This is a genomic window from Klebsiella sp. A52 (genome assembly GCF_018388785.1).
GTDB classification, from domain to species: domain Bacteria; phylum Pseudomonadota; class Gammaproteobacteria; order Enterobacterales; family Enterobacteriaceae; genus Klebsiella; species Klebsiella aerogenes.
The window spans coordinates 4,394,059-4,413,252 of the sequence record NZ_CP074437.1 but is presented as its reverse complement, the minus strand read 5'-3'; the positions used below and the strand labels follow the sequence as shown (position 1 = coordinate 4,413,252).

17 protein-coding genes are annotated in these 19,194 nt (G+C 54.8%); 11 read left to right on the top strand and 6 right to left on the bottom strand.

Annotated features, from left to right (window positions below; translation table 11 throughout):
- Nucleotides 1-3: 3 nt before the first annotated feature.
- The 4 genes from nagZ (at nt 4) to KGA69_RS20870 (ending at nt 3,887) form a co-directional block, all read left to right on the top strand.
- Nucleotides 4-1,014 carry a beta-N-acetylhexosaminidase gene (nagZ, locus tag KGA69_RS20885; protein WP_161801943.1) on the top strand — a complete coding sequence of 337 codons (1,011 nt, stop codon included), beginning with the start codon at nt 4-6 and terminating at the stop codon, nt 1,012-1,014.
- A 36-nt stretch (nt 1,015-1,050) separates the two neighbouring features.
- On the top strand, nt 1,051-1,593 hold the full coding sequence (gene ycfP, locus KGA69_RS20880) for an alpha/beta hydrolase YcfP (protein ID WP_047046860.1): 543 nt from the start codon (nt 1,051-1,053) through the stop codon (nt 1,591-1,593).
- 244 nt (nt 1,594-1,837) lie between these two features.
- Nucleotides 1,838-3,142, top strand: a complete 1,305-nt coding sequence (locus KGA69_RS20875; RefSeq protein ID WP_015367177.1) for an NAD(P)/FAD-dependent oxidoreductase — start codon at nt 1,838-1,840, stop codon at nt 3,140-3,142.
- A 205-nt stretch (nt 3,143-3,347) separates the two neighbouring features.
- Complete coding sequence (locus tag KGA69_RS20870; RefSeq protein WP_213292628.1) at nt 3,348-3,887, top strand: glycine zipper 2TM domain-containing protein; 540 nt, start codon at nt 3,348-3,350, stop codon at nt 3,885-3,887.
- 56 nt (nt 3,888-3,943) lie between these two features.
- Here KGA69_RS20870 and KGA69_RS20865 read toward each other — a convergent pair whose 3' ends face one another.
- The 3 genes from KGA69_RS20865 to KGA69_RS20855 form a co-directional block, all read right to left on the bottom strand.
- Nucleotides 3,944-6,133 carry a TonB-dependent siderophore receptor gene (locus tag KGA69_RS20865; RefSeq protein ID WP_045393710.1) on the bottom strand — a complete coding sequence of 730 codons (2,190 nt, stop codon included), beginning with the start codon at nt 6,131-6,133 and terminating at the stop codon, nt 3,944-3,946.
- 225 nt (nt 6,134-6,358) lie between these two features.
- Nucleotides 6,359-6,994 (bottom strand): TetR/AcrR family transcriptional regulator, encoded by a 636-nt coding sequence (locus KGA69_RS20860; RefSeq protein WP_045393711.1) that lies wholly within the window; start codon nt 6,992-6,994, stop codon nt 6,359-6,361.
- On the bottom strand, nt 6,991-7,110 hold the full coding sequence (locus KGA69_RS20855; protein ID WP_162184065.1) for a hypothetical protein: 120 nt from the start codon (nt 7,108-7,110) through the stop codon (nt 6,991-6,993). Before KGA69_RS20855 ends, KGA69_RS20860 begins: the two co-directional genes overlap by 4 nt.
- A gap of 133 nt (nt 7,111-7,243) precedes the next feature.
- On the opposite strand from KGA69_RS20855, the gene bhsA reads away from it, so the two are divergent.
- Nucleotides 7,244-7,501, top strand: coding sequence for a multiple stress resistance protein BhsA (gene bhsA / locus KGA69_RS20850; protein ID WP_045375056.1), 258 nt, complete (start codon nt 7,244-7,246; stop codon nt 7,499-7,501).
- A gap of 229 nt (nt 7,502-7,730) precedes the next feature.
- On the opposite strand, the gene ldtC is transcribed toward bhsA, so the two are convergent.
- Nucleotides 7,731-8,690 carry a L,D-transpeptidase LdtC gene (ldtC, locus tag KGA69_RS20845; RefSeq protein ID WP_045393713.1) on the bottom strand — a complete coding sequence of 320 codons (960 nt, stop codon included), beginning with the start codon at nt 8,688-8,690 and terminating at the stop codon, nt 7,731-7,733.
- A gap of 165 nt (nt 8,691-8,855) precedes the next feature.
- Complete coding sequence (mfd, locus tag KGA69_RS20840; protein ID WP_045393716.1) at nt 8,856-12,302, bottom strand: transcription-repair coupling factor; 3,447 nt, start codon at nt 12,300-12,302, stop codon at nt 8,856-8,858.
- A 338-nt stretch (nt 12,303-12,640) separates the two neighbouring features.
- Here mfd and lolC point away from each other — a divergent pair, with 338 nt between their 5' ends.
- The 6 genes from lolC to KGA69_RS20810 all read left to right on the top strand — a co-directional run bounded on the left by lolC (nt 12,641) and on the right by KGA69_RS20810 (nt 18,061).
- The gene (gene lolC, locus KGA69_RS20835) at nt 12,641-13,840 is read left to right on the top strand and encodes a lipoprotein-releasing ABC transporter permease subunit LolC (protein ID WP_072251518.1); all 1,200 of its coding nucleotides are present in this window, start codon (nt 12,641-12,643) and stop codon (nt 13,838-13,840) included.
- The gene (gene lolD / locus KGA69_RS20830) at nt 13,833-14,534 is read left to right on the top strand and encodes a lipoprotein-releasing ABC transporter ATP-binding protein LolD (protein ID WP_015367168.1); all 702 of its coding nucleotides are present in this window, start codon (nt 13,833-13,835) and stop codon (nt 14,532-14,534) included. Before lolC ends, lolD begins: the two co-directional genes overlap by 8 nt.
- The gene (lolE, locus tag KGA69_RS20825) at nt 14,534-15,778 is read left to right on the top strand and encodes a lipoprotein-releasing ABC transporter permease subunit LolE (protein ID WP_045393724.1); all 1,245 of its coding nucleotides are present in this window, start codon (nt 14,534-14,536) and stop codon (nt 15,776-15,778) included. The genes lolD and lolE overlap by 1 nt, the downstream gene beginning before the upstream one ends.
- 105 nt (nt 15,779-15,883) lie before the next feature.
- Nucleotides 15,884-16,795, top strand: coding sequence for an N-acetylglucosamine kinase (gene nagK, locus KGA69_RS20820; RefSeq protein ID WP_045393727.1), 912 nt, complete (start codon nt 15,884-15,886; stop codon nt 16,793-16,795).
- A 14-nt stretch (nt 16,796-16,809) separates the two neighbouring features.
- Entirely contained in the window at nt 16,810-17,640 is an 831-nt protein-coding gene (cobB, locus tag KGA69_RS20815) for a Sir2 family NAD+-dependent deacetylase (protein WP_047050069.1), read from the top strand.
- 91 nt (nt 17,641-17,731) lie between these two features.
- The gene (locus KGA69_RS20810) at nt 17,732-18,061 is read left to right on the top strand and encodes a hypothetical protein (protein ID WP_213292627.1); all 330 of its coding nucleotides are present in this window, start codon (nt 17,732-17,734) and stop codon (nt 18,059-18,061) included.
- A 145-nt stretch (nt 18,062-18,206) separates the two neighbouring features.
- Here KGA69_RS20810 and KGA69_RS20805 read toward each other — a convergent pair whose 3' ends face one another.
- The gene (locus tag KGA69_RS20805; protein ID WP_045393733.1) at nt 18,207-19,082 is read right to left on the bottom strand and encodes a DUF6708 domain-containing protein; all 876 of its coding nucleotides are present in this window, start codon (nt 19,080-19,082) and stop codon (nt 18,207-18,209) included.
- Between the last annotated feature and the right edge of the window lie 112 nt (nt 19,083-19,194).

Below are 19,194 nucleotides of genomic sequence, written 5' to 3'. Positions count from 1 at the left end.
GTAATGTTGGATGTCGAAGGTTTTGAACTGGATGCGGAAGAGCGTGAGATTCTGGCTCATCCTTTGGTTGGCGGCTTAATTTTGTTTACCCGCAACTACCACGATCCGGCGCAATTGCGTGAACTGGTACGCCAAATCCGCGCGGCCTCGCGGAATCATCTCGTGGTGGCGGTTGATCAAGAAGGCGGGCGCGTGCAGCGTTTCCGCGAAGGTTTTACTCGCCTGCCCGCCGCGCAGTCTTTTGCGGCGCTGTTGGGGATGGAAGAGGGCGGTAAGCTTGCCGTAGAAGCCGGTTGGCTGATGGCCAGTGAAATGATCGCTATGGATATTGATATCAGCTTTGCGCCGGTGCTGGATGTCGGCCATATCAGCGCCGCGATCGGCGAACGCTCCTGGCATGAAGACCCGCAAAAGGCGCTGGCGATGGCTCGCCATTTCATTGACGGTATGCATGCTGCGGGCATGAAAACCACCGGTAAACACTTCCCTGGCCACGGCGCGGTGACGGCGGATTCACACAAAGAGACGCCGATTGATCCGCGTCCGGCGGCGGAAATTCGCGCCAAAGATATGGCGGTGTTCAAAAGTCTGATCGATGAACAACGGCTGGATGCGATTATGCCGGCGCACGTGATTTATCCTGATATCGATCCGCGTCCGGCCAGTGGTTCCGAATACTGGCTGAAGACGGTGTTGCGCGGCGAGCTGGGCTTTGACGGCGTCATCTTCTCTGACGACCTGTCGATGGAAGGAGCGGCGATCATGGGCAGCTATGCTGAACGTGGGCAGGCATCGCTCGATGCCGGTTGCGATATGATCCTGGTCTGCAATAATCGTAAAGGCGCGGTGAGCGTATTGGATAACCTGTCCCCGATCAAAGCAGAGCGTGTTACAAAATTGTATCATAAAGGTTCATTTACCCGTCAGGAACTGCGAGATTCCGCGCGTTGGCAGACGGTCAACGCACAGCTGGAGGCGCTCCATGCGCGCTGGCAAGAAGCGAAGTCTGCGTAATTAACCTGAAGGGCGTTGTTGTCTGGTGAGGATACGATGATTATCTATTTACACGGTTTTGACTCTAACAGCCCCGGTAACCATGAAAAGGTGCTGCAGCTGCAGTTTATCGATCCTGACGTACGGTTGATTAGCTACAGTACGCTCCATCCAAAACATGATATGCAGCATTTGTTGAAGGAAGTCGACAAAATGCTGCAGCTCACTGCCGACGATCGGCCGCTGATATGCGGTGTCGGGTTAGGTGGCTACTGGGCGGAAAGGATTGGTTTTCTCTGTGATATTCGCCAGGCCGTGTTCAACCCGAATCTGTTCCCTCACGAGAACATGGAAGGGAAAATCGACAGGCCGGAAGAGTATCAGGATATCGCCACCAAGTGTGTGAACAACTTCCGTGAAAAAAATCGCGACCGCTGCCTGGTGGTGCTATCACGTCATGATGAGGCGCTGGATAGCCAACGCTCGGCTGACTTGCTGCATCATTATTACGAAATCATCTGGGATGAAGAACAGACGCATAAATTTAAAAGTCTTTCGCCGCACCTGCAGCGAATAAAGGCTTTTAAGACCCTCGGTTAATCCTGTTTTCACCTATTCAGCCCGCGGCGTGCAAACGCCGCGGGCTTTTTCTTGTCCATAATTGACGTTGTTCGTTTAAAAAATATGCGGTAAAACTTGATGCACATCAATTTTGGTATGACCAATGTTCCGTTCATGCTATTCTCGGTGCTGCTGAATGGTTTCATCGCTGCAACCTATTGTTAACTAAGAGCTATTTGGATAACTTTTAATTAACAATTGGTTAATAATTTTAGGGGGTCTTGTGACTACGCCATTGAAAAGAATCGTTATTGTAGGTGGTGGTGCCGGCGGACTGGAACTGGCTACTCAGTTGGGTAGAAAGCTGGGCCGCAACAAAAAAGCGAAAATTACGCTGGTGGACCGCAACCATAGCCACCTGTGGAAGCCGTTGCTGCACGAAGTAGCGACCGGTTCTCTGGATGAAGGCGTTGACGCGCTGAGCTATCTGGCGCACGCGCGCAACCACGGTTTCCAGTTCCAGCTAGGCTCGGTGGTGGATATCAATCGCGAAGGGAAAACCATTACCCTCGCGGAACTGCGTAACGAGAAAGGCGAGCTGTTGGTTGCCGAGCGTAAGCTGCCGTACGACACGCTGGTGATGGCGCTGGGCAGCACCTCCAATGACTTTAATACTCCAGGGGTGAAGGAAAACTGCATTTTCCTTGATAACCCGCACCAGGCGCGCCGTTTCCATCAGGAAATGCTTAACCTGTTCCTCAAGTATTCTGCAAACCTCGGCGCGAACGGTAAGGTCAATATCGCTATCGTCGGCGGAGGGGCCACCGGGGTTGAGCTGTCCGCTGAGCTACATAATGCGGTGAAACAGCTGCATAGCTATGGCTATAAAGGATTGACCAACGAAGCGCTGAACGTGACGCTGGTCGAAGCCGGCGAACGTATTCTTCCGGCGCTGCCGCCGCGTATTTCCGGCGCCGCGCACAATGAGCTGACCAAACTTGGCGTTCGTGTCCTGACCCAGACTATGGTGACCAGCGCAGACGTTAACGGCCTGCATACTAAAGACGGGCAGTTTATTGATGCCGACCTGATGGTGTGGGCAGCGGGCATCAAAGCGCCTGATTTTATGAAAGAGATTGGCGGCCTGGAGACCAACCGCATTAACCAACTGGTGGTTGAGCCAACGCTGCAGACCACCCGTGATCCGGATATTTACGCTATCGGCGATTGCGCCTCCTGCGCTCGTCCGGAAGGCGGCTTTGTACCTCCACGCGCCCAGGCGGCGCACCAGATGGCAACCTGCGCGCTGAATAACATTCTGGCGCAGATGAAAGGCAAAGCGCTGAAACCGTATGTCTACAAAGATCACGGTTCACTGGTGTCGCTGTCGAACTACTCCACCGTTGGCAGCCTGATGGGCAACCTGATGCGCGGCTCGATGATGGTTGAAGGGCGAATTGCGCGCTTCGTGTATATCTCGCTGTATCGCATGCATCAGATTGCGTTACACGGCTATTTCAAAACCGGCCTGATGATGCTGGTGGGGCGTATTAACCGCATTATTCGTCCGCGTCTCAAGCTGCACTAAGCGGCAAGTAATCAGGATAGCGTCATCGCGACGCTATCCTGAAAACACAGCATATCCTTCTGCCTGAATCGCAACTTCCCGTTAGGAATCCTCTGAATCCCCTTGATTTGCCGTAGGTTCCCGCATTTTTCATCCGCTTTCTGATTTGCATACCCCCTGAGCAGAACGCAGAATTGCTAGTAACAGCAATGAAGGAGGAACTCCCGTGAATAAATCAATGTTGGCGGGTATTGGGATTGGCGTTGCCGCCGCGTTGGGCGTCGCCGCCGTTGCCGGTCTCAATGTATTAGATCGTGGCCCGCAATATGCGCAAGTGGTGTCCAGTACGCCAATAAATGAAAGCATAAAAACGCCGCGTCAGGAGTGCCGTAACGTCACCGTTACCCATCGTCGCCCGGTTCAGGATGAAAACCGTATTGCCGGTTCCGTTCTCGGCGCGGTCGCCGGCGGCGTGATTGGCCATCAGTTTGGCGGCGGTCGCGGTCGTAGCGTGGCAACCGTCGTCGGCGCGCTGGGCGGCGGCTATGCTGGTAACCAAATTCAGGGCTCGATGCAGGAAAACGACACCTATACCACCACCCAGCAGCGCTGTAAGACGGTCTACGACAAGTCGGAAAAAATGCTTGGTTATGACGTCACCTATAAAATCGGCGACCAGCAGGGCAAGATTCGCATGGACCATCAACCGGGGGCGCAAATACCCCTCGATAGCAACGGTCAGCTGATTCTGAATAACAAAGCGTAAAATAGCAGTTTTAAGCGATTAGCCCCTCAATCACTCAGGCTGAGGGGCTTTTTTTATCAGAACGTTAACGCGTAGTTCAGGCCGAAGGTCCGGCCGCGTCCTTTATATTCGTACAGCCCGGCGCTGCCATAGGTTGGGCTATACAACAGCGGCGCACGCTGTCCCCAGATGGTGACGTAATCTTCGTTCAGCAAGTTTTCGATGCTAAAGGTCAGTTTACCCACCGGCAGCAAATAGCTACCGATAAAATCGACGGTGTTGTACCCATCAAGCTTATTGCCACTGGCGTCGCTTAAATCAAATACCTGCTGGCTCTGCACACGCAGCGACCACGGGTCAGGCGCCCAGCCGACCCAGGCGGTGGCTTTCGACGGCGAGGCCAGGGTGACGTCCCACTTCTGCCAACTGCCATCGGTTTTAACTTGCGATTTCAGCACGTTGAAGTTAGCGCCCAGACTCCAGTCGCTATCAGGCACGAAGTAGTCCACCGCGCCTTCCACGCCGTAAATGCGACGTTTATCCGATTGCACATCAATGGTCATGTCGCTGCGGTTAACTACGATGGTTTTGTCTGATGTCGAGTAATAAGCGGCAAGCTGCGTGCGCAGGTTGTCGCCGGTGTAGCGCCAGCCCAGCTCCCAGGAGTTAACTTTGATCCCCTGCAGCGGCGAGTCGCCGACGTTAACGCTCGAGATCAGCGGCAGATGGCCGTTAACCGCCGCGCCGTAGCTGCCGATACCATAATATTTTCCCGGATCCGGCAGTTCGACGCCCTGAGAGAAGTTAAACCAGGTCTGCTGGCGTTCGGTAATGTGGGCGACGATCCCGGCATTAAAGAGGAAGTTATCATAATCGGTCTTGCCGCCAGGAATGGCGTCAGCCGACCGGTATTTGCCTTTAGCGACATCCTGCTGCTGCGCGTAGCCGACAAAATCATCGACCCGGTTTTCCGTCCACTGATAACGCACGCCGCCGCTAAGGGTGAAGATGTCGTTCAGGTCGTAACTGCTTTGCAGGAACGGCGCAAGATTGGTGATGCTGTAGCCAGGATAACGGCCGGTGGTATAGGCAGACTGATTATTCAGGCCGCCGGAAGCCATCGCCTTATCCAGATCGAAGAACATCTGGTTGGAATTAAAGGTTTCATGGTCGGCGTCAACGCCCCAGGTCAGATCCCATCCCGTTAGCGGCTGGCTGTTGAAGGTGATCTTAGCGCCGTACTGATCGGTATCCTGCTGTGAGGCGGAAAAACTGCTGATTTTACCTTTGCTCAAGGCCGGGAAGGGGTAGAAGGTCAGCGACTCATCGCGGTAGTAAATCTGGCTGACCAGATTCTGGCCGAAGAAGTCGGCGTCGGAATATTGCAGGCTGATCAAATGACGCTCGGTGCCGGGCACGCGGTCAGAGTTAAGCCCGTCAGAGGTCCAGGCTTTACTTTCACCAAGCACCGCCGACATATCTTTGCCCAGATTCAGACCATAATCATCGCCCTGGCTTTTATAGTACTGCGTGACCAGCTGGAGCTGGCGCTGGTCATCGATTTCTATGGTTCCGGTGCCCATCACGTCGAGTCGGTCCGAATGTTGTAAGCCGGTTTGCGTATTATCGAGGATCAGCGCGTCATTGTTGGCGTCATACCAGCCGCCGAAGCGTTGATACGCCACTGATAGACGGCCGGAAGCATGATCGGTACCGCCGCTGACGGCCGCCGCCACCCGTTCATCATGATCGTTGCTATTGGCAAAGCCGGTTTTACCACCCAACTCCAGATCCACCTGGCGTTCCTGCTGGCCCTTTTTCGTGACGATATTAATCAGACCGCCGGTACTGCCGCCGCCGTATAACGATGTGGCGCCGGATATAACTTCAATATGTTCGATGTTAAACGGATCGATGGCATCAAGCTGGCGGCTATCGGTGCGCGATGAATTGAGGCGCACGCCGTCGATCAGTACCACGATGGCGCGTCCGCGCATGTTCATGCCGTAGTTGGTACGCCCCTGGCTGCTGACATCTATTCCGGGGATCAACTGCGCGAGGACGTCTTTAAACTCTTTACCACCCTGAACCTGTTGCTCAATTTCCTGGCCTTCAATCACCCAGGTGGTTTGCGCCATCTCGGCGACGGTACGGTGGTTACGGTTGGCGCTGACGATGATATCGTCTTCATCGGCGGCCTGCGCGGCAAAGGCAGGCAGGGCGGTGGCCAGCAGCAGGGGATTGAGCAGCCAGAGGCGCTTGTTCATTCGCATTCCTTGATATGAGTTAGTCATTACTGTTGTTATTTTTTTCAGCCACAGGCGCGGCTGTTACAGCGTGAAACATATAGAAAGACAAATGCGAATTTTGCACATATTGATTATCGTTATCAATATCATTTACAACAAATCAACATAATGAAAATATTGAGAAAAGTAAGGGTATTTAGCAGAAGGGGAAAAAACCGGCGAGCGAGGGCCGCCGGTAGGGGATTAAGGTTGCAGGATTTGCGGCCACAGGCGCAGCGTAGTGTCGCTAATTTGTTTCAGCGTGGCGAAATCAGCGCCTTCGCGCGCGCTGATTGACATTCCTTGCAGCACGCAGTTTAAAAACTGCGCCAACTGCAAGACATTGCCCTGCGCAGGGAGTTCGCCGCGCTGCTGGCGCTGCTGTAAAAATTGCGTCAACGTTTGTTCCTGCACCGCGTGCCGCGACTTAATAGTGTTGGCGATATCGGTTGAAGAGGCGGCCAGCGCCGCGGAGGTGTTAATCATAAAACAGCCTGCCGGGGTATCTTTGCTGGTAAAGCAGGTAGCGACAGCGGTGAAATAGTCGCGCAGCGCCTGATCGACGGTTTTTTGGTCATCGAATAGCAGGGCTTCATGTTTCGCGGCAAAGCGGGAGATGTAGCGATCCAGCACCGCGCGGAATAAGCCTTCTTTGTTCACGAACTCGGCGTACAGCGTCGGGGCTTTCGCGCCGGTCGCTTCGACGAGATCGGCAAGCGAAGTTGCTTCATAGCCGTGCTGCCAGAAAAGTGTCATGGCCTTGTCCAGCGCCGCGTCCCTGTCGAACACTTTAGGTCGGCCACGGCTTTTTTTTGCGCAACTTTGAACGTCAGTTGTCATGATGCCGTTGTACCTATGTTGGGTTGTTGAACGGCCATTATAAAAATAAACGTGTCATGCCGCCAGCGGCAGAAGTCCAAAAATAAATAATTCATATATGTATGAAAATTAAGCATTTTATAAATAGTTAAATGATCGTTATAAAAATGAGTTGACCTGTGACATGGATCACATTATCATTTACCTATCGATCGTTAAGTTAATTCTTACGACCCTACTATAAAAATCATCTGCATAGGTATAATAATCATGAAAAACGTCCAAAAACTGGCACTTGCTGCCGTACTGAGCTCACTCTCATTTGCAAGTTTCGCCGCTGTTGAGGTGCAATCCACCCCAGCAGGCCAACATAAAATCGGTACCGTTTCCGCATCCGCCGGCACCAATCTGGGTTCGCTCGAAGATCAGCTGGCGCAGAAAGCCGACGAAATGGGGGCGACCTCTTACCGCATTACTTCGGTAACCGGTCCTAATACCCTGCACGGTACCGCAGTTATCTATAAATAAATGTTGTAACCCCTGTCATGCCACTGACAAAACGCGTTCCTGACCCCCTTCAGCAGAACGCGTGTAGTAAGCAGTAAACGTAGTTCCCTTTGTTATGCCACTCTCGCGACGCGGTCCACACCCCTTCATGGGACCGCGCCCCGCGAAACCTCGTCAGCGAAGCTGGCGATTGCCACAAAAAAACCCGCCGTGCCTGGCGGGTTTTTACTTTCTGCAATTCGCAAATGTATTACAAGGCTTGCTCGGCGGAAAGCTGGTGGTGGGTCACATCGACCGGCATTCCGGAACGCAGCGCCATTGCGCTTTCCATTACCTGCTGATTGGTCTGCGGCGCCTGCTTAAAGTTCTTCATGCTGGCGTTCAGGACGATTGGCAGCGTTTGCGGATCGTCATTGATATGTTCGGAGAGCGGCTGGTGGACTTCCACCAGACGGGTACCGTTTGGCTCTACCGAAACTTTGATAGGTTCGTTGATGATATTCACCCTGGTGCCCGGCGTGATTTTGTTATACAGAGACTTTATATCAGCATCGCGCAGGCGGATACAGCCTGAACTGACGCGCATCCCGATGCCAAAATCGGCGTTGGTGCCGTGCAGTAGATAGACGCCGCCGTAGGCCGCAAGACGAATCGCGTGATGTCCCATCGGGTTATTCGGCCCGGCCGGAACCACTGCCGGCAAATCGATCCCCATCGCTTTATAACGCGCGCGAATGTTGGCGGTTGGCGTCCAGGTCGGGTTGGCGCGCTTATCTGAAACGGTAGTGACCATCGTCGGAGTCAGGGTATCGCCGCCAAGCTGGCCGATACCGATCGGGTAAACGGTCACGCTATTCTGTCCCGGTGGGTAATAGTACAGACGCAGCTCGGCGATATTGAGCACCAGACCTTCACGGGGGGCGTCAGGCAGCAGTGTCTGCAGCGGGATGGTCAGCACGCTCCCGGCGCGCGGCACATAAGGATCGACACCGGGATTAGCCTGCAGCAGCGCGAGAAAACCAACGTTGTATTTTTTGGCAATCGCTTCCAGCGACCCGCCGTTATCCTGCACTACATGAAACTGATTCTGCCCGACCAGACGGCTACCGCTCGGCGGTAACGGCCAGGTATTGGCGCGGGCGGGAAGGGCCAGCGTCGCCGCGAGAGCGAATGCCGTCAGCCAGGTTGAAACACGCGAGATATTTATCATTACCATAATTCCACAATAAACAAACGGTTATTTTTATAAGATAATCAATGTCAATTATGGCGCGGGAGAGTGTTGGGAAATCCAGGTGGATTGCAAAATGTTTGTAAAGTTTGCTAACAGTGACAGGTAAAGAGATGCGGTTTTGACAACCGCATCTCTTCGTTCTCAAGCGGTAGCGTTTTCTTCCAGCTGACGCATAAACTGGCGTACCCAGTCCATGCGCGTTTTACGCTCATCAAGCTCCTGGAAGAATTTGAGCCTTGTCGGCCCATCCAGCCGGTAATGCTGCGGCTGCTTCTGCAATAGGCCGATAAGCCAGACCGGATTAACGTTATTTTTCTCGTTAAACTCGATCACGCCGCCTTTTTCATTGCACTCCAGCTTGCGGATCCCCAGCTTTTGCGCCTGCTGGCGTAGGCGCGTGATATCCAGCAAATTACGCGCCGCATCCGGCAATGTACCAAAGCGATCGATCAGCTCGACTTTGATCTCATCGAGATCGTGTTCGTTTTTGGTGCTGGCGATACGCTTATAGAACGACAGACGGGTGTTAACGTCGGGAATAAAGTCATCCGGCAGCAGCGCCGGCATGCGCAGCTCCACTTCCGTCTGCTGGCTGGTGAGATCTTCCAGCGACGGCTCGCGACCCTCTTTCAGGGCATCGACGGCGTTCTCCAGCAGTTCCATATACAGCGAGAAGCCAATGGTTTCCATCTGTCCGCTCTGACCTTCTCCCAGCAGTTCGCCGGCGCCGCGAATTTCAAGATCGTGGGTCGCGAGGGCAAAACCGGCGCCGAGGTCTTCCAGCGAAGCGATAGCTTCCAGGCGTTTCTGCGCGTCTGTAGTCATCGCTTTTGGATGTGGGGTGAGCAGCCAGGCGTAGGCCTGATGGTGCGAACGACCCACGCGGCCGCGCAGCTGGTGTAGCTGGGCAAGGCCGAAGTGATCGGCGCGCTCAATGATGATGGTATTGGCGGTTGGGATATCGATGCCGGTTTCAATGATTGTCGTACAGACCAGCACGTTAAAACGCTGGTGATGGAAATCATTCATCACCCGTTCCAGTTCGCGTTCGCGCATCTGGCCGTGACCGATGGCAATTCGCGCCTCCGGTACCAGTTCAGCCAGACGATCCGCCGCTTTCTGAATATTTTCAACATCGTTATACAGATAGTAAACCTGACCGCCGCGCAGGACTTCACGCAGGATCGCCTCGCGAACCACCAGCGCGTCATATTCGCGGACAAAGGTTTTTACCGCCAGACGGCGAGCTGGCGGGGTGGCGATAATGGACAGATCGCGCATTCCGCTCATCGCCATATTCAGCGTACGCGGAATAGGCGTGGCGGTCAGCGTCAGGATATCGACGTCCGCGCGCATCGCCTTGATGCGTTCTTTATGACGCACCCCGAAGCGGTGTTCTTCATCGACGATAAGCAGACCCAGGTCGCGCAGCTTGACTTCATTTTGCAGCAGCTTATGGGTACCGATCAGAATATCGATTTTACCTTCTGCCGCCTGTTCAAGTATCTGCGCCTGCTCTTTGGCGCTGCGGAAACGGGATAGCATCTCAATACGTACCGGCCAGTTGGCGAAGCGGTCGCGGAAGTTATCGTAGTGCTGCTGGGCGAGCAGGGTGGTCGGCACCAGCACGGCCACCTGTTTGTGGTTTTCGACGGCGAGGAAGGCGGCGCGCATCGCCACTTCGGTTTTCCCGAAGCCAACGTCGCCGCAGACCAGGCGGTCCATTGCCAGCGGCTGGCACATATCGCTGAGAACGGCGTTAATTGCCTGCGCCTGATCCGGCGTGGTTTCGAACGGGAAACCGTCGCAGAATAATTGATACTGCTCGCGGTCATGCTTAAAGGCGAAGCCTTCTTTGGCCGCGCGCTGGGCGTAGATATCCAGCAGTTCGGCGGCCACGTCGCGCACTTTCTCCGCCGCTTTTTGCCTTGCCCGCGCCCAGGCGTCGCCGCCCAGTTTGTGTAGCGGCGCATTTTCTTCCGCGCCGCCGGCGTAGCGGCTAATCAAATGCAGTGACGATACCGGGACGTACAGTTTGGCGTCGTTGGCGTAGGTCAGCATCAGATATTCGCCTTTGATGCCCCCGGCTTCGAGGGTGGTCATCCCGGCATAACGACCCACCCCGTGTTCAAGGTGTACCACCGGCTGTCCGATATGCAGTTCCGCCAGGTTGCGAATGAGCGTGTCGGGGTTAATGGTACGGCGGGAATCCTGACGGCGGCGGGCGACGCGTTCGCCCAGCAGATCGCTTTCGCAAATCAGCGCCAGATTTGCCTGGCTGTCGATAAATCCGTGCTCGGCGGCGCCGATCATCAGGAAGCGACCATTTCCGGTTGCTTCCTGCAGGCGCAATATATGTTTTGGCGCAACTTTGATGCGTGCCAGCATTTCGCTCAGCGCCTCGCGGCGGCCTTCGCTTTCCACTGAGAAAATCACCGGGCCGCTGAAGGATTCAAGGAAGCGACGCAGGTTGTCCAGCGGCGCTTTATTTTGCGCCTGAATCGCCAGCTCGGGCAGGGGTTGATAGCCGAGGTTAGTATGAGCGGCTTTCTCCGCCAGACGTTCAGTTTTTAACTGGACCCGCGGCCATTTTTTCAGCTCGCTAAAAAGCTCGTCGCTGCGCAGCCACAGCTGCTCCGGCGGTAGCAGCGGGCGCATCGGATCGACGCCGCGGTTTTCAAAGCGGGCGCGGGTCTCATTCTGGAAACGCTCGGCGCTGTGCTCCAGATCGCCGGTATTCACAATCAGCGTACTGGGCGGGAAATAGCTAAACAGCGGCGGCAGCGGCTCGTTGAAGAACAGCGGTTGCCAGTATTCGATCCCGGCGGGCAGGGTACCTTTGCTCACCTGCTGGTAGATATGTTCCGGGTCGCGCTTCACGTCAAAGCGATCGCGCCACTGGCTGCGGAACAGTTCGATCGCCGCCTGGTCGGTCGGGAACTCATGCGCCGGCAGCAGATTGATGGCCTCGACTTCTTCCAGAGTACGCTGGCTATCAACATCGAATAACCGCAGGCTGTCTATTTCGTCATCAAAGAAATCGAGGCGATAGGGCTGCTCGCTGCCCATCGGGAAGAGATCGAGCAGGGCGCCGCGGGTCGCGTATTCGCCGTGTTCCATTACCTGATCGACATGGCGGTAACCGGCGCTGTCCAACTGCGTGCGTAGCGCATCGCGCGACAGACGCTGCCCTTTTTTCATTACCAGCGCGTGACCGTGCAGATAATTATGCGGGCAGACCTTCTGCATCAGAGTGCTTACGGGAACGATAAGCACCCCGCGCTGCATGGTCGGCAACTGATATAAAGTCGCAAGGCGCGAAGAGATAATATCCTGATGTGGCGAAAAGCTATCGTAGGGCAGGGTTTCCCAGTCAGCGAGGCCGATCACCATGCTATCGGTAAATTGCCTGATTTCATCATTCAAACGCAGGGCGTTTTGCATGTCGGGCGCAACCAGCACCACCGGGCCATGATGGCGTTCGGCCATTTCGGCTACCAGCGTGGCGCAGGCGGCGCCGGTGAGTTCGCCAAGCTGGCGCTGATCGCCGGCTTTGACCGGCAGAGTATAGCGATATTGTTCAGGCATAACGGTTGTCAGGATCCCTTAGCGCCTATCCCATCAGGCGATTGTTTGTACTGTTTGGCCGCAGTCGGCCAACTCGCTCTACGATGTAGGGGCAAATTGCTGATATTCAATGTCTCTGATTATCCGCAATTGGTCTGATTTCGCCAACCCGATTGGCCTCCTGCGCCATGTTTTCTACAGCGCAAGGCGATTGATAAATATATACACTCTAAATTAACCCTCTGATTTAAAACTATTACTTTGTTATTTTGGCGAAAAAATCTACCGTATCAGCGATTTACGCGTTGGGCTATGCCATATATACTCGAACATCGGCTATCAGCAACCAGATGGATTACATGTACCAACCTGCCGCACTATTTATCGGCCTTCGCTACATGCGCGGGCGCGCAGCCGACCGCTTCGGCCGTTTCGTCTCCTGGCTTTCGACCATCGGCATTACGCTTGGCGTGATGGCGCTGGTGACCGTCCTGTCGGTGATGAACGGTTTTGAGCGTGAGCTGCAAAACAACATCCTGGGGCTGATGCCGCAGGCTATCATTAGCGCCCAGCAGGGCTCTATCAACCCGCAAAAAATGCCGGAAAGCGCCGTTAAGCTGCAGGGCGTGACGCGCGTCGCGCCGCTCACCACCGGTGATGTGGTGCTGCAAAGCGCCCGCAGCGTCGCCGTCGGCGTGATGCTGGGTATCGACCCGGCGCAAAAAGATCCGCTGACGCCTTACCTGGTGAACGTGAAACAAAGCGATCTGCAGGCCGGCAAATATAACGTCATTCTCGGTGAACAGCTGGCCGGCCAGTTGGGGGTTAACCGTGGCGATCAAATTCGCGTGATGGTGCCTTCCGCCAGCCAGTTTACGCCGATGGGCCGTGTCCCGAGCCAGCGTTTGTTTAACGTCATCGGCACCTTTGCCGCCAACAGCGAAGTCGATGGCTATCAAATGCTGACCAACATTGATGACGCCTCCCGCCTGATGCGCTATCCGCTGGGCAATATTACCGGCTGGCGTCTGTGGCTCAGCCAACCGCTGCAGGTTGATACGCTCAGTCAACAGAAGCTGCCCGACGGCACCAAATGGCAGGACTGGCGCGAGCGCAAAGGCGAGCTGTTCCAGGCCGTGCGAATGGAGAAAAATATGATGGGGCTGCTGCTGAGCCTGATCGTCGCCGTCGCCGCTTTCAACATCATTACCTCTCTTGGCATGATGGTGATGGAGAAGCAGGGCGAGGTGGCTATTCTGCAGACCCAGGGGCTGACGCCGCGGCAGATCATGGCCGTCTTTATGGTACAGGGCGCCAGCGCTGGTATTGTCGGCGCGCTGCTTGGCGCGCTGCTCGGCGTGCTGTTGGCCAGCCAGCTGAATAATTTGATGCCGATTATCGGCGCGTTTTTGGACGGCGCGGCCCTGCCGGTGGCGATTGAGCCGCTGCAGGTGATTATTATCGCTCTGGTGGCGATGGCGCTGGCCCTGTTGTCTACGTTGTATCCTTCCTGGCGCGCTGCCGCCACCCAACCCGCTGAGGCTTTACGTTATGAATAAGATCCTGCTGCAATGCGACAACCTGTGCAAACGCTATCAGGAAGGCAACGTGCAAACCGATGTGCTGCACGATGTCAGCTTCAGCATTCAAGAGGGTGAAATGATGGCGATTGTCGGCTCTTCAGGTTCCGGCAAAAGTACGCTACTGCACCTGCTTGGCGGGCTGGATACGCCGACCTCCGGCGATGTTATTTTCTCCGGTCAGCCGATGAGCTCGCTTTCTGCGGCGGCTCGCGCCGATCTGCGTAATCGCGAACTCGGGTTTATCTATCAGTTCCACCACCTGCTGCCGGACTTTACCGCGCTGGAAAACGTGGCGATGCCGCTGCTGATTGGCAAGAAAAAAGCGGCGGATATCGAACGCCAGGCGAAAGCGATGCTGCAGGCGGTCGGCCTGGAACACCGTAGCCACCATCGTCCGTCTGAGCTTTCCGGCGGCGAGCGCCAGCGTGTGGCGATTGCCCGCGCGCTGGTGAACAAACCGCGGCTGGTACTGGCGGATGAACCGACCGGCAACCTCGACGCCCGCAACGCCGACAGCATTTTTGAGCTGCTGGGCGAGCTCAACGTGGCGCAGCGTACCGCTTTCCTGGTGGTGACTCATGACCTGCAGCTGGCGAAACGGATGAACCGCCAGCTGGAGATGCGCGATGGCCGCCTGACGGCCGACCTGACCCTGATGGGGGCCCAGTAATGGCTTCACCGTTATCGTTACTGATTGCGTTGCGTTTTAGCCGCGGCAGACGCCGCGGCGGCATGGTTTCGCTGATTTCCGTCATCTCTACTATCGGCATCGCATTAGGGGTGGCGGTACTGATCGTCGGCCTGAGCGCGATGAACGGTTTCGAGCGCGAGCTCAATAATCGCATTCTGGCGGTGGTGCCGCACGGCGAAATCGAGCCGGTTAACCAGCCGTGGAATAACTGGAACGAGGCGCTGTCGAAGGTTGAAAAAGTGAAAGGCATCGTCGCCGCTGCGCCCTATATCAACTTTACCGGGCTGGTGGAGAGCGGCAGCAATATGCGCGCCATTCAGGTCAAGGGCGTCGATCCGCAGCAGGAGAGCCGCCTGAGTTCGCTACCAAACTTTGTGCAGAACAACGCATGGGCAGGTTTTAAGGCCGGCGAGCAGCAGGTTATTCTGGGCAAAGGCGTCGCCGATGCGCTGCATGTGAAGCAGGGCGATTGGGTGTCGATCATGATCCCCAATTCAGATTCCGAGCACCAGCTGTTGCAGCCGAAACGCGTCAGGCTACACGTGACCGGGATTCTGCAACTGAGCGGCCAACTGGACCATAGCTTCGCGATGATCCCGATGGCGGACGCCCAGCAGTATCTGGATATGGGCAGCAGCGTGACCGGCATCGCCATTAAAGTCACCGACGTTTTCCACGCCAATACGCTGGTACGCGACGCCGGCGAGGTGACCAACAGCTACGTCTATATCAAGAGCTGGATCGGCACTTATGGCTATATGTACCGTGATATTCAGATGATTCGCGCCATTATGTATCTCGCCATGGTACTGGTTATCGGCGTCGCCTGTTTTAACATCGTCTCGACGCTGGTGATGGCGGTAAAAGATAAAAGCGGCGATATTGCGGTGCTGCGCACGCTTGGCGCGAAAGACGGCTTAATCCGCGCGATTTTCGTATGGTATGGTTTATTGGCCGGTTCGGTCGGGAGCCTGATCGGGGTGGTTATCGGCGTGGTAGCCGCGCTGAAGCTGACATCGATTATCAACGGTATCGAAACGTTGATCGGGCATAAATTCCTTTCCGGCGACATCTATTTTATTGACTTCCTGCCGTCTGAATTGCACTGGCTGGACGTCGTTTATGTGCTGGTGACAGCACTGTTGCTGAGTTTGCTGGCCAGCTGGTATCCCGCCCGCCGCGCCAGTCGTATTGACCCGGCGAGGGTGCTGAGTGGCCAGTAATTTATCGTCGTGGCCCATCAAACGCCGCATCCCTTAGGCCAGTGCTGTGAAAGCAGATACAGCCCAAAGGATGAGGGGTTGGGGCCAATAAGAGGAATGGCTGAAATGTACTACGGATTTGACATTGGCGGCAGCAAGATAGCGTTGGGCGTATTTGATAACGCCCGACAACTGCAGTGGGAAAAACGCGTCCCCACTCCGACGGAAAGCTATGAGGCTTTCCTGCAGGCGATTGAAGCGCTGGTTCGCGAAGCCGATCGGCGCTTTGGCGTGGAGGGCGCGGTCGGTATCGGTATCCCCGGTATGCCGGAAACCGCGGACGGCAAGCTGTATGCCGCCAACGTTCCCGCCGCCAGCGGCCAACCGCTGCGCGTTGATCTCAGCGCACGCCTGGGGCGTGAAGTTCGTCTTGATAATGACGCCAACTGCTTTGCGTTATCTGAAGCGTGGGATGATGAATTTACCCAATATCCGCTGGTGATGGGGTTAATCCTCGGCACCGGCGTCGGCGGCGGGATCGTGCTTAACGGCAAATCAATAACCGGTCACAGCTACATCACCGGCGAGTTCGGTCATATTCGTCTGCCGGTGGACGCCCTGGAAGTAGTGGGGCGCGATTTTCCGCTAACCCGCTGCGGCTGCGGCCAGCTCGGCTGCATCGAGAACTATCTTTCCGGCCGCGGATTCGCCTGGCTGTATCAGCATTTTTATCATCAATCCTTAACTTCGCCACAGATCGTCGATCTGTGGCAGCAGGGTGATGCGCAGGCGCGGGAGCACGTCGAACGTTACCTCGATCTACTGGCCGTTTGTCTGGGCAATATCCTCACCATTGTCGATCCGGATCTGCTGGTGTTAGGTGGCGGATTATCTAATTTTACTGCTATAACCGAAGGGCTGGCGCAGCGCCTGCCGCGTCATTTGCTTCCGGTCGCCCGGGTGCCGCGCATTGAGCGCGCGCGTCACGGCGACGCCGGAGGTATGCGCGGTGCGGCCTTCCTTCATTTGACTCATTAATTACAGGGGTAGCTATGCTGTCGCGCCGCTTACATCGCTTAAGCCGTTTCCGCCGTAAAAAACGCCAGTTGCGCGATCGCTTACGGCAACGTGTCTTCTTCGGCGAAGACAAAACGCCGCCGCAGGCAATAGACAAACCGCGGGTGGTGGTGTTAACCGGCGCCGGTATTTCGGCGGAGTCGGGGATTAAAACCTTCCGCGCCGCCGATGGCTTGTGGGAAGAACATCGGGTGGAAGATGTGGCGACGCCGGAAGGTTTTGCCCGTGACCCGGCGCTGGTGCAGGCGTTTTATAACGCCCGCCGCCGCCAGTTGCAGAGCGCGGAAATCGCGCCCAATGCCGCGCATCTGGCGCTGGCGAGGCTGGAAGAGGCGCTGGGCGATCGTTTTCTGCTGGTGACGCAGAACATCGATAATCTGCACGAGCGCGCGGGTAACCGCCGGGTTATCCATATGCACGGCGAGTTACTGAAAGTGCGCTGTTCGTGGAGCGGACAGGTGCTGGAGTGGACCGGCGACGTGACGGCGGATGACAAATGCCACTGCTGCCAGTTCCCGGCGGCGCTGCGCCCGCACGTGGTATGGTTCGGCGAGATGCCGCTGGGCATGGATGAGATCTACAGCGGGTTGGCCGAGGCCGATATCTTTATCGCGATTGGGACTTCCGGTCACGTCTACCCGGCCGCAGGTTTTGTCCATGAAGCTCGTCTGCACGGCGCGCATACCGTCGAGCTTAACCTTGAACCAAGCCAGGTCGGCAGCGAATTCGCTGAGAAACATTACGGGCTGGCAAGCGAAGTCGTGCCAGCCTTCATCGATAAGCTGTTGCAGGAAAACTCGCTATAAACTGAATCAGCCTGCCGGGTAGCATGGGCACAGCCCTTTGCTTCCGGCAGAGCTGTTACCAAGGATGAAACGTCATGACAGGAGTCAGACTATGCATAACCCGCTGATTATCGAAGCGATCATGTTGATTGCGGCCATTATCGTCGGCGTATGGAGCCAGAACGCTTTACCTATGTACGCCGATAGTCGACCGATCCTCTTCCTGCTGTGCCTGGTCATTGGTATCGGCAGCACATTGTGCCTGCTACTGGATGGCTTAGCCCTGCTGTTCATCGGTCAGGTTGCAACAGGTAGCGTGCGGATATATGGCCCCATGCTGCTGCTGGTGGTGCTATGGAAACCCTTTAATGCGATCTTCGGCATCATTGAGGATTTTTTGCAGCGCAGAGAAGCCAGAGGGAAATCCCGGCGACAGAAGTGAAATTAGAAACGTCTTAACGGTCGGAAGCTTCCGACCGCGATGAATTATTGCTCAAAAAACTGAAAGCCCGTCAATCTGAATATTATGGACAGATTTTAATGCTCGCAACAACAGGTCTGTAAGCCACTCTGGCCACTTCTGATATTTAACTATCCGACGTCGATTCCGTCTGTGCGAAATCAGACCAGAGTGTATCGGGAAGTCTTCGCAGAATACTGCGCAGCGCCAGCGCATCGATTAATATAATTGGCACAAAAAGAAATGATATCAACCAAAAGAATGGATTACGGATAGGGAAAATGGTGGTCCAGCGATCGCTATCATCGACGCGTGATAACAATCTATTGCTCAGCGTCGTTACGCAGTATTTAAAGGTGGCGCGAGGTTGTGTCAAAAGAGTAACGGGAGAATTTATACCATTCATATAATCGTTACACCATTGCCAGGACTCGGCATAGCTAATAATCGTATCCTCAATGCTAATGAAGTAACGTGATGCGTAAAAAAATAAAGGTATATTATCATCGCTGATGATAATTTTGACCTTTGGGCTGTCAGGTGGATTAATATGCCAGGCATACCACGTCCGTGAACTTGCCGAACCGGAACCGTTTCTGAAACTGGGGCGAATAACGTCACTCCAGTCGAAAACTAGCGTTTCAACGGGCCATTTAGCAAAAATATTATGGTTATGGCAATGCTTCTGGATATAGATTTTCTGCTGACGGCGATTTAGCCGAATTATCATATCCTTGGGCTTGCTAATGAAAAGGCGTAGTGCATGTATTGCGCTATATAACAACAGGATAAGTATTGGGACAACAAATATTAGCTCCTGAAGGTAACCAACCAAAGGCACGATAATAAACAGGCCTAACAGCGAAACAAAAACTAAGGCAAAAGGTAAGGTGACGCCTAACCACTCACTTCGTGGTACATTCCTACTGATATCACAGTAAATATCATTAACTTCCGTAACGCCGAAGAGTGGCGGGGCTTTAATTTTTATGTTGTTTTTCATTCCATGTCCTTATGTAATGTCGGGGTTAATCCTTTAGATATTCATTTCGGTTATGTTTGGCGTGCTAAATAATGACGATTATCTCTTTCAGCGTTACCTTGTTTTATTTATG

Excerpts from the sequence above, each read along its gene's own strand:
- nagZ (WP_161801943.1), top strand. The coding sequence starts at position 4 with ATGTTGGATGTCGAAGGTTTTGAACTGGATGCGGAAGAGCGTGAGATT.
- ycfP (WP_047046860.1), top strand. The coding sequence starts at position 1,051 with ATGATTATCTATTTACACGGTTTTGACTCTAACAGCCCCGGTAACCAT.
- KGA69_RS20865 (WP_045393710.1), bottom strand. The coding sequence starts at position 6,133 with ATGAACAAGCGCCTCTGGCTGCTCAATCCCCTGCTGCTGGCCACCGCC.
- KGA69_RS20860 (WP_045393711.1), bottom strand. The coding sequence starts at position 6,994 with ATGACAACTGACGTTCAAAGTTGCGCAAAAAAAAGCCGTGGCCGACCT.
- KGA69_RS20855 (WP_162184065.1), bottom strand. The coding sequence starts at position 7,110 with ATGCTTAATTTTCATACATATATGAATTATTTATTTTTGGACTTCTGC.
- bhsA (WP_045375056.1), top strand. The coding sequence starts at position 7,244 with ATGAAAAACGTCCAAAAACTGGCACTTGCTGCCGTACTGAGCTCACTC.
- ldtC (WP_045393713.1), bottom strand. The coding sequence starts at position 8,690 with ATGATAAATATCTCGCGTGTTTCAACCTGGCTGACGGCATTCGCTCTC.
- mfd (WP_045393716.1), bottom strand. The coding sequence starts at position 12,302 with ATGCCTGAACAATATCGCTATACTCTGCCGGTCAAAGCCGGCGATCAG.
- lolC (WP_072251518.1), top strand. The coding sequence starts at position 12,641 with ATGTACCAACCTGCCGCACTATTTATCGGCCTTCGCTACATGCGCGGG.
- lolD (WP_015367168.1), top strand. The coding sequence starts at position 13,833 with ATGAATAAGATCCTGCTGCAATGCGACAACCTGTGCAAACGCTATCAG.
- lolE (WP_045393724.1), top strand. The coding sequence starts at position 14,534 with ATGGCTTCACCGTTATCGTTACTGATTGCGTTGCGTTTTAGCCGCGGC.
- nagK (WP_045393727.1), top strand. The coding sequence starts at position 15,884 with ATGTACTACGGATTTGACATTGGCGGCAGCAAGATAGCGTTGGGCGTA.
- cobB (WP_047050069.1), top strand. The coding sequence starts at position 16,810 with ATGCTGTCGCGCCGCTTACATCGCTTAAGCCGTTTCCGCCGTAAAAAA.
- KGA69_RS20810 (WP_213292627.1), top strand. The coding sequence starts at position 17,732 with ATGCATAACCCGCTGATTATCGAAGCGATCATGTTGATTGCGGCCATT.
- KGA69_RS20805 (WP_045393733.1), bottom strand. The coding sequence starts at position 19,082 with ATGAAAAACAACATAAAAATTAAAGCCCCGCCACTCTTCGGCGTTACG.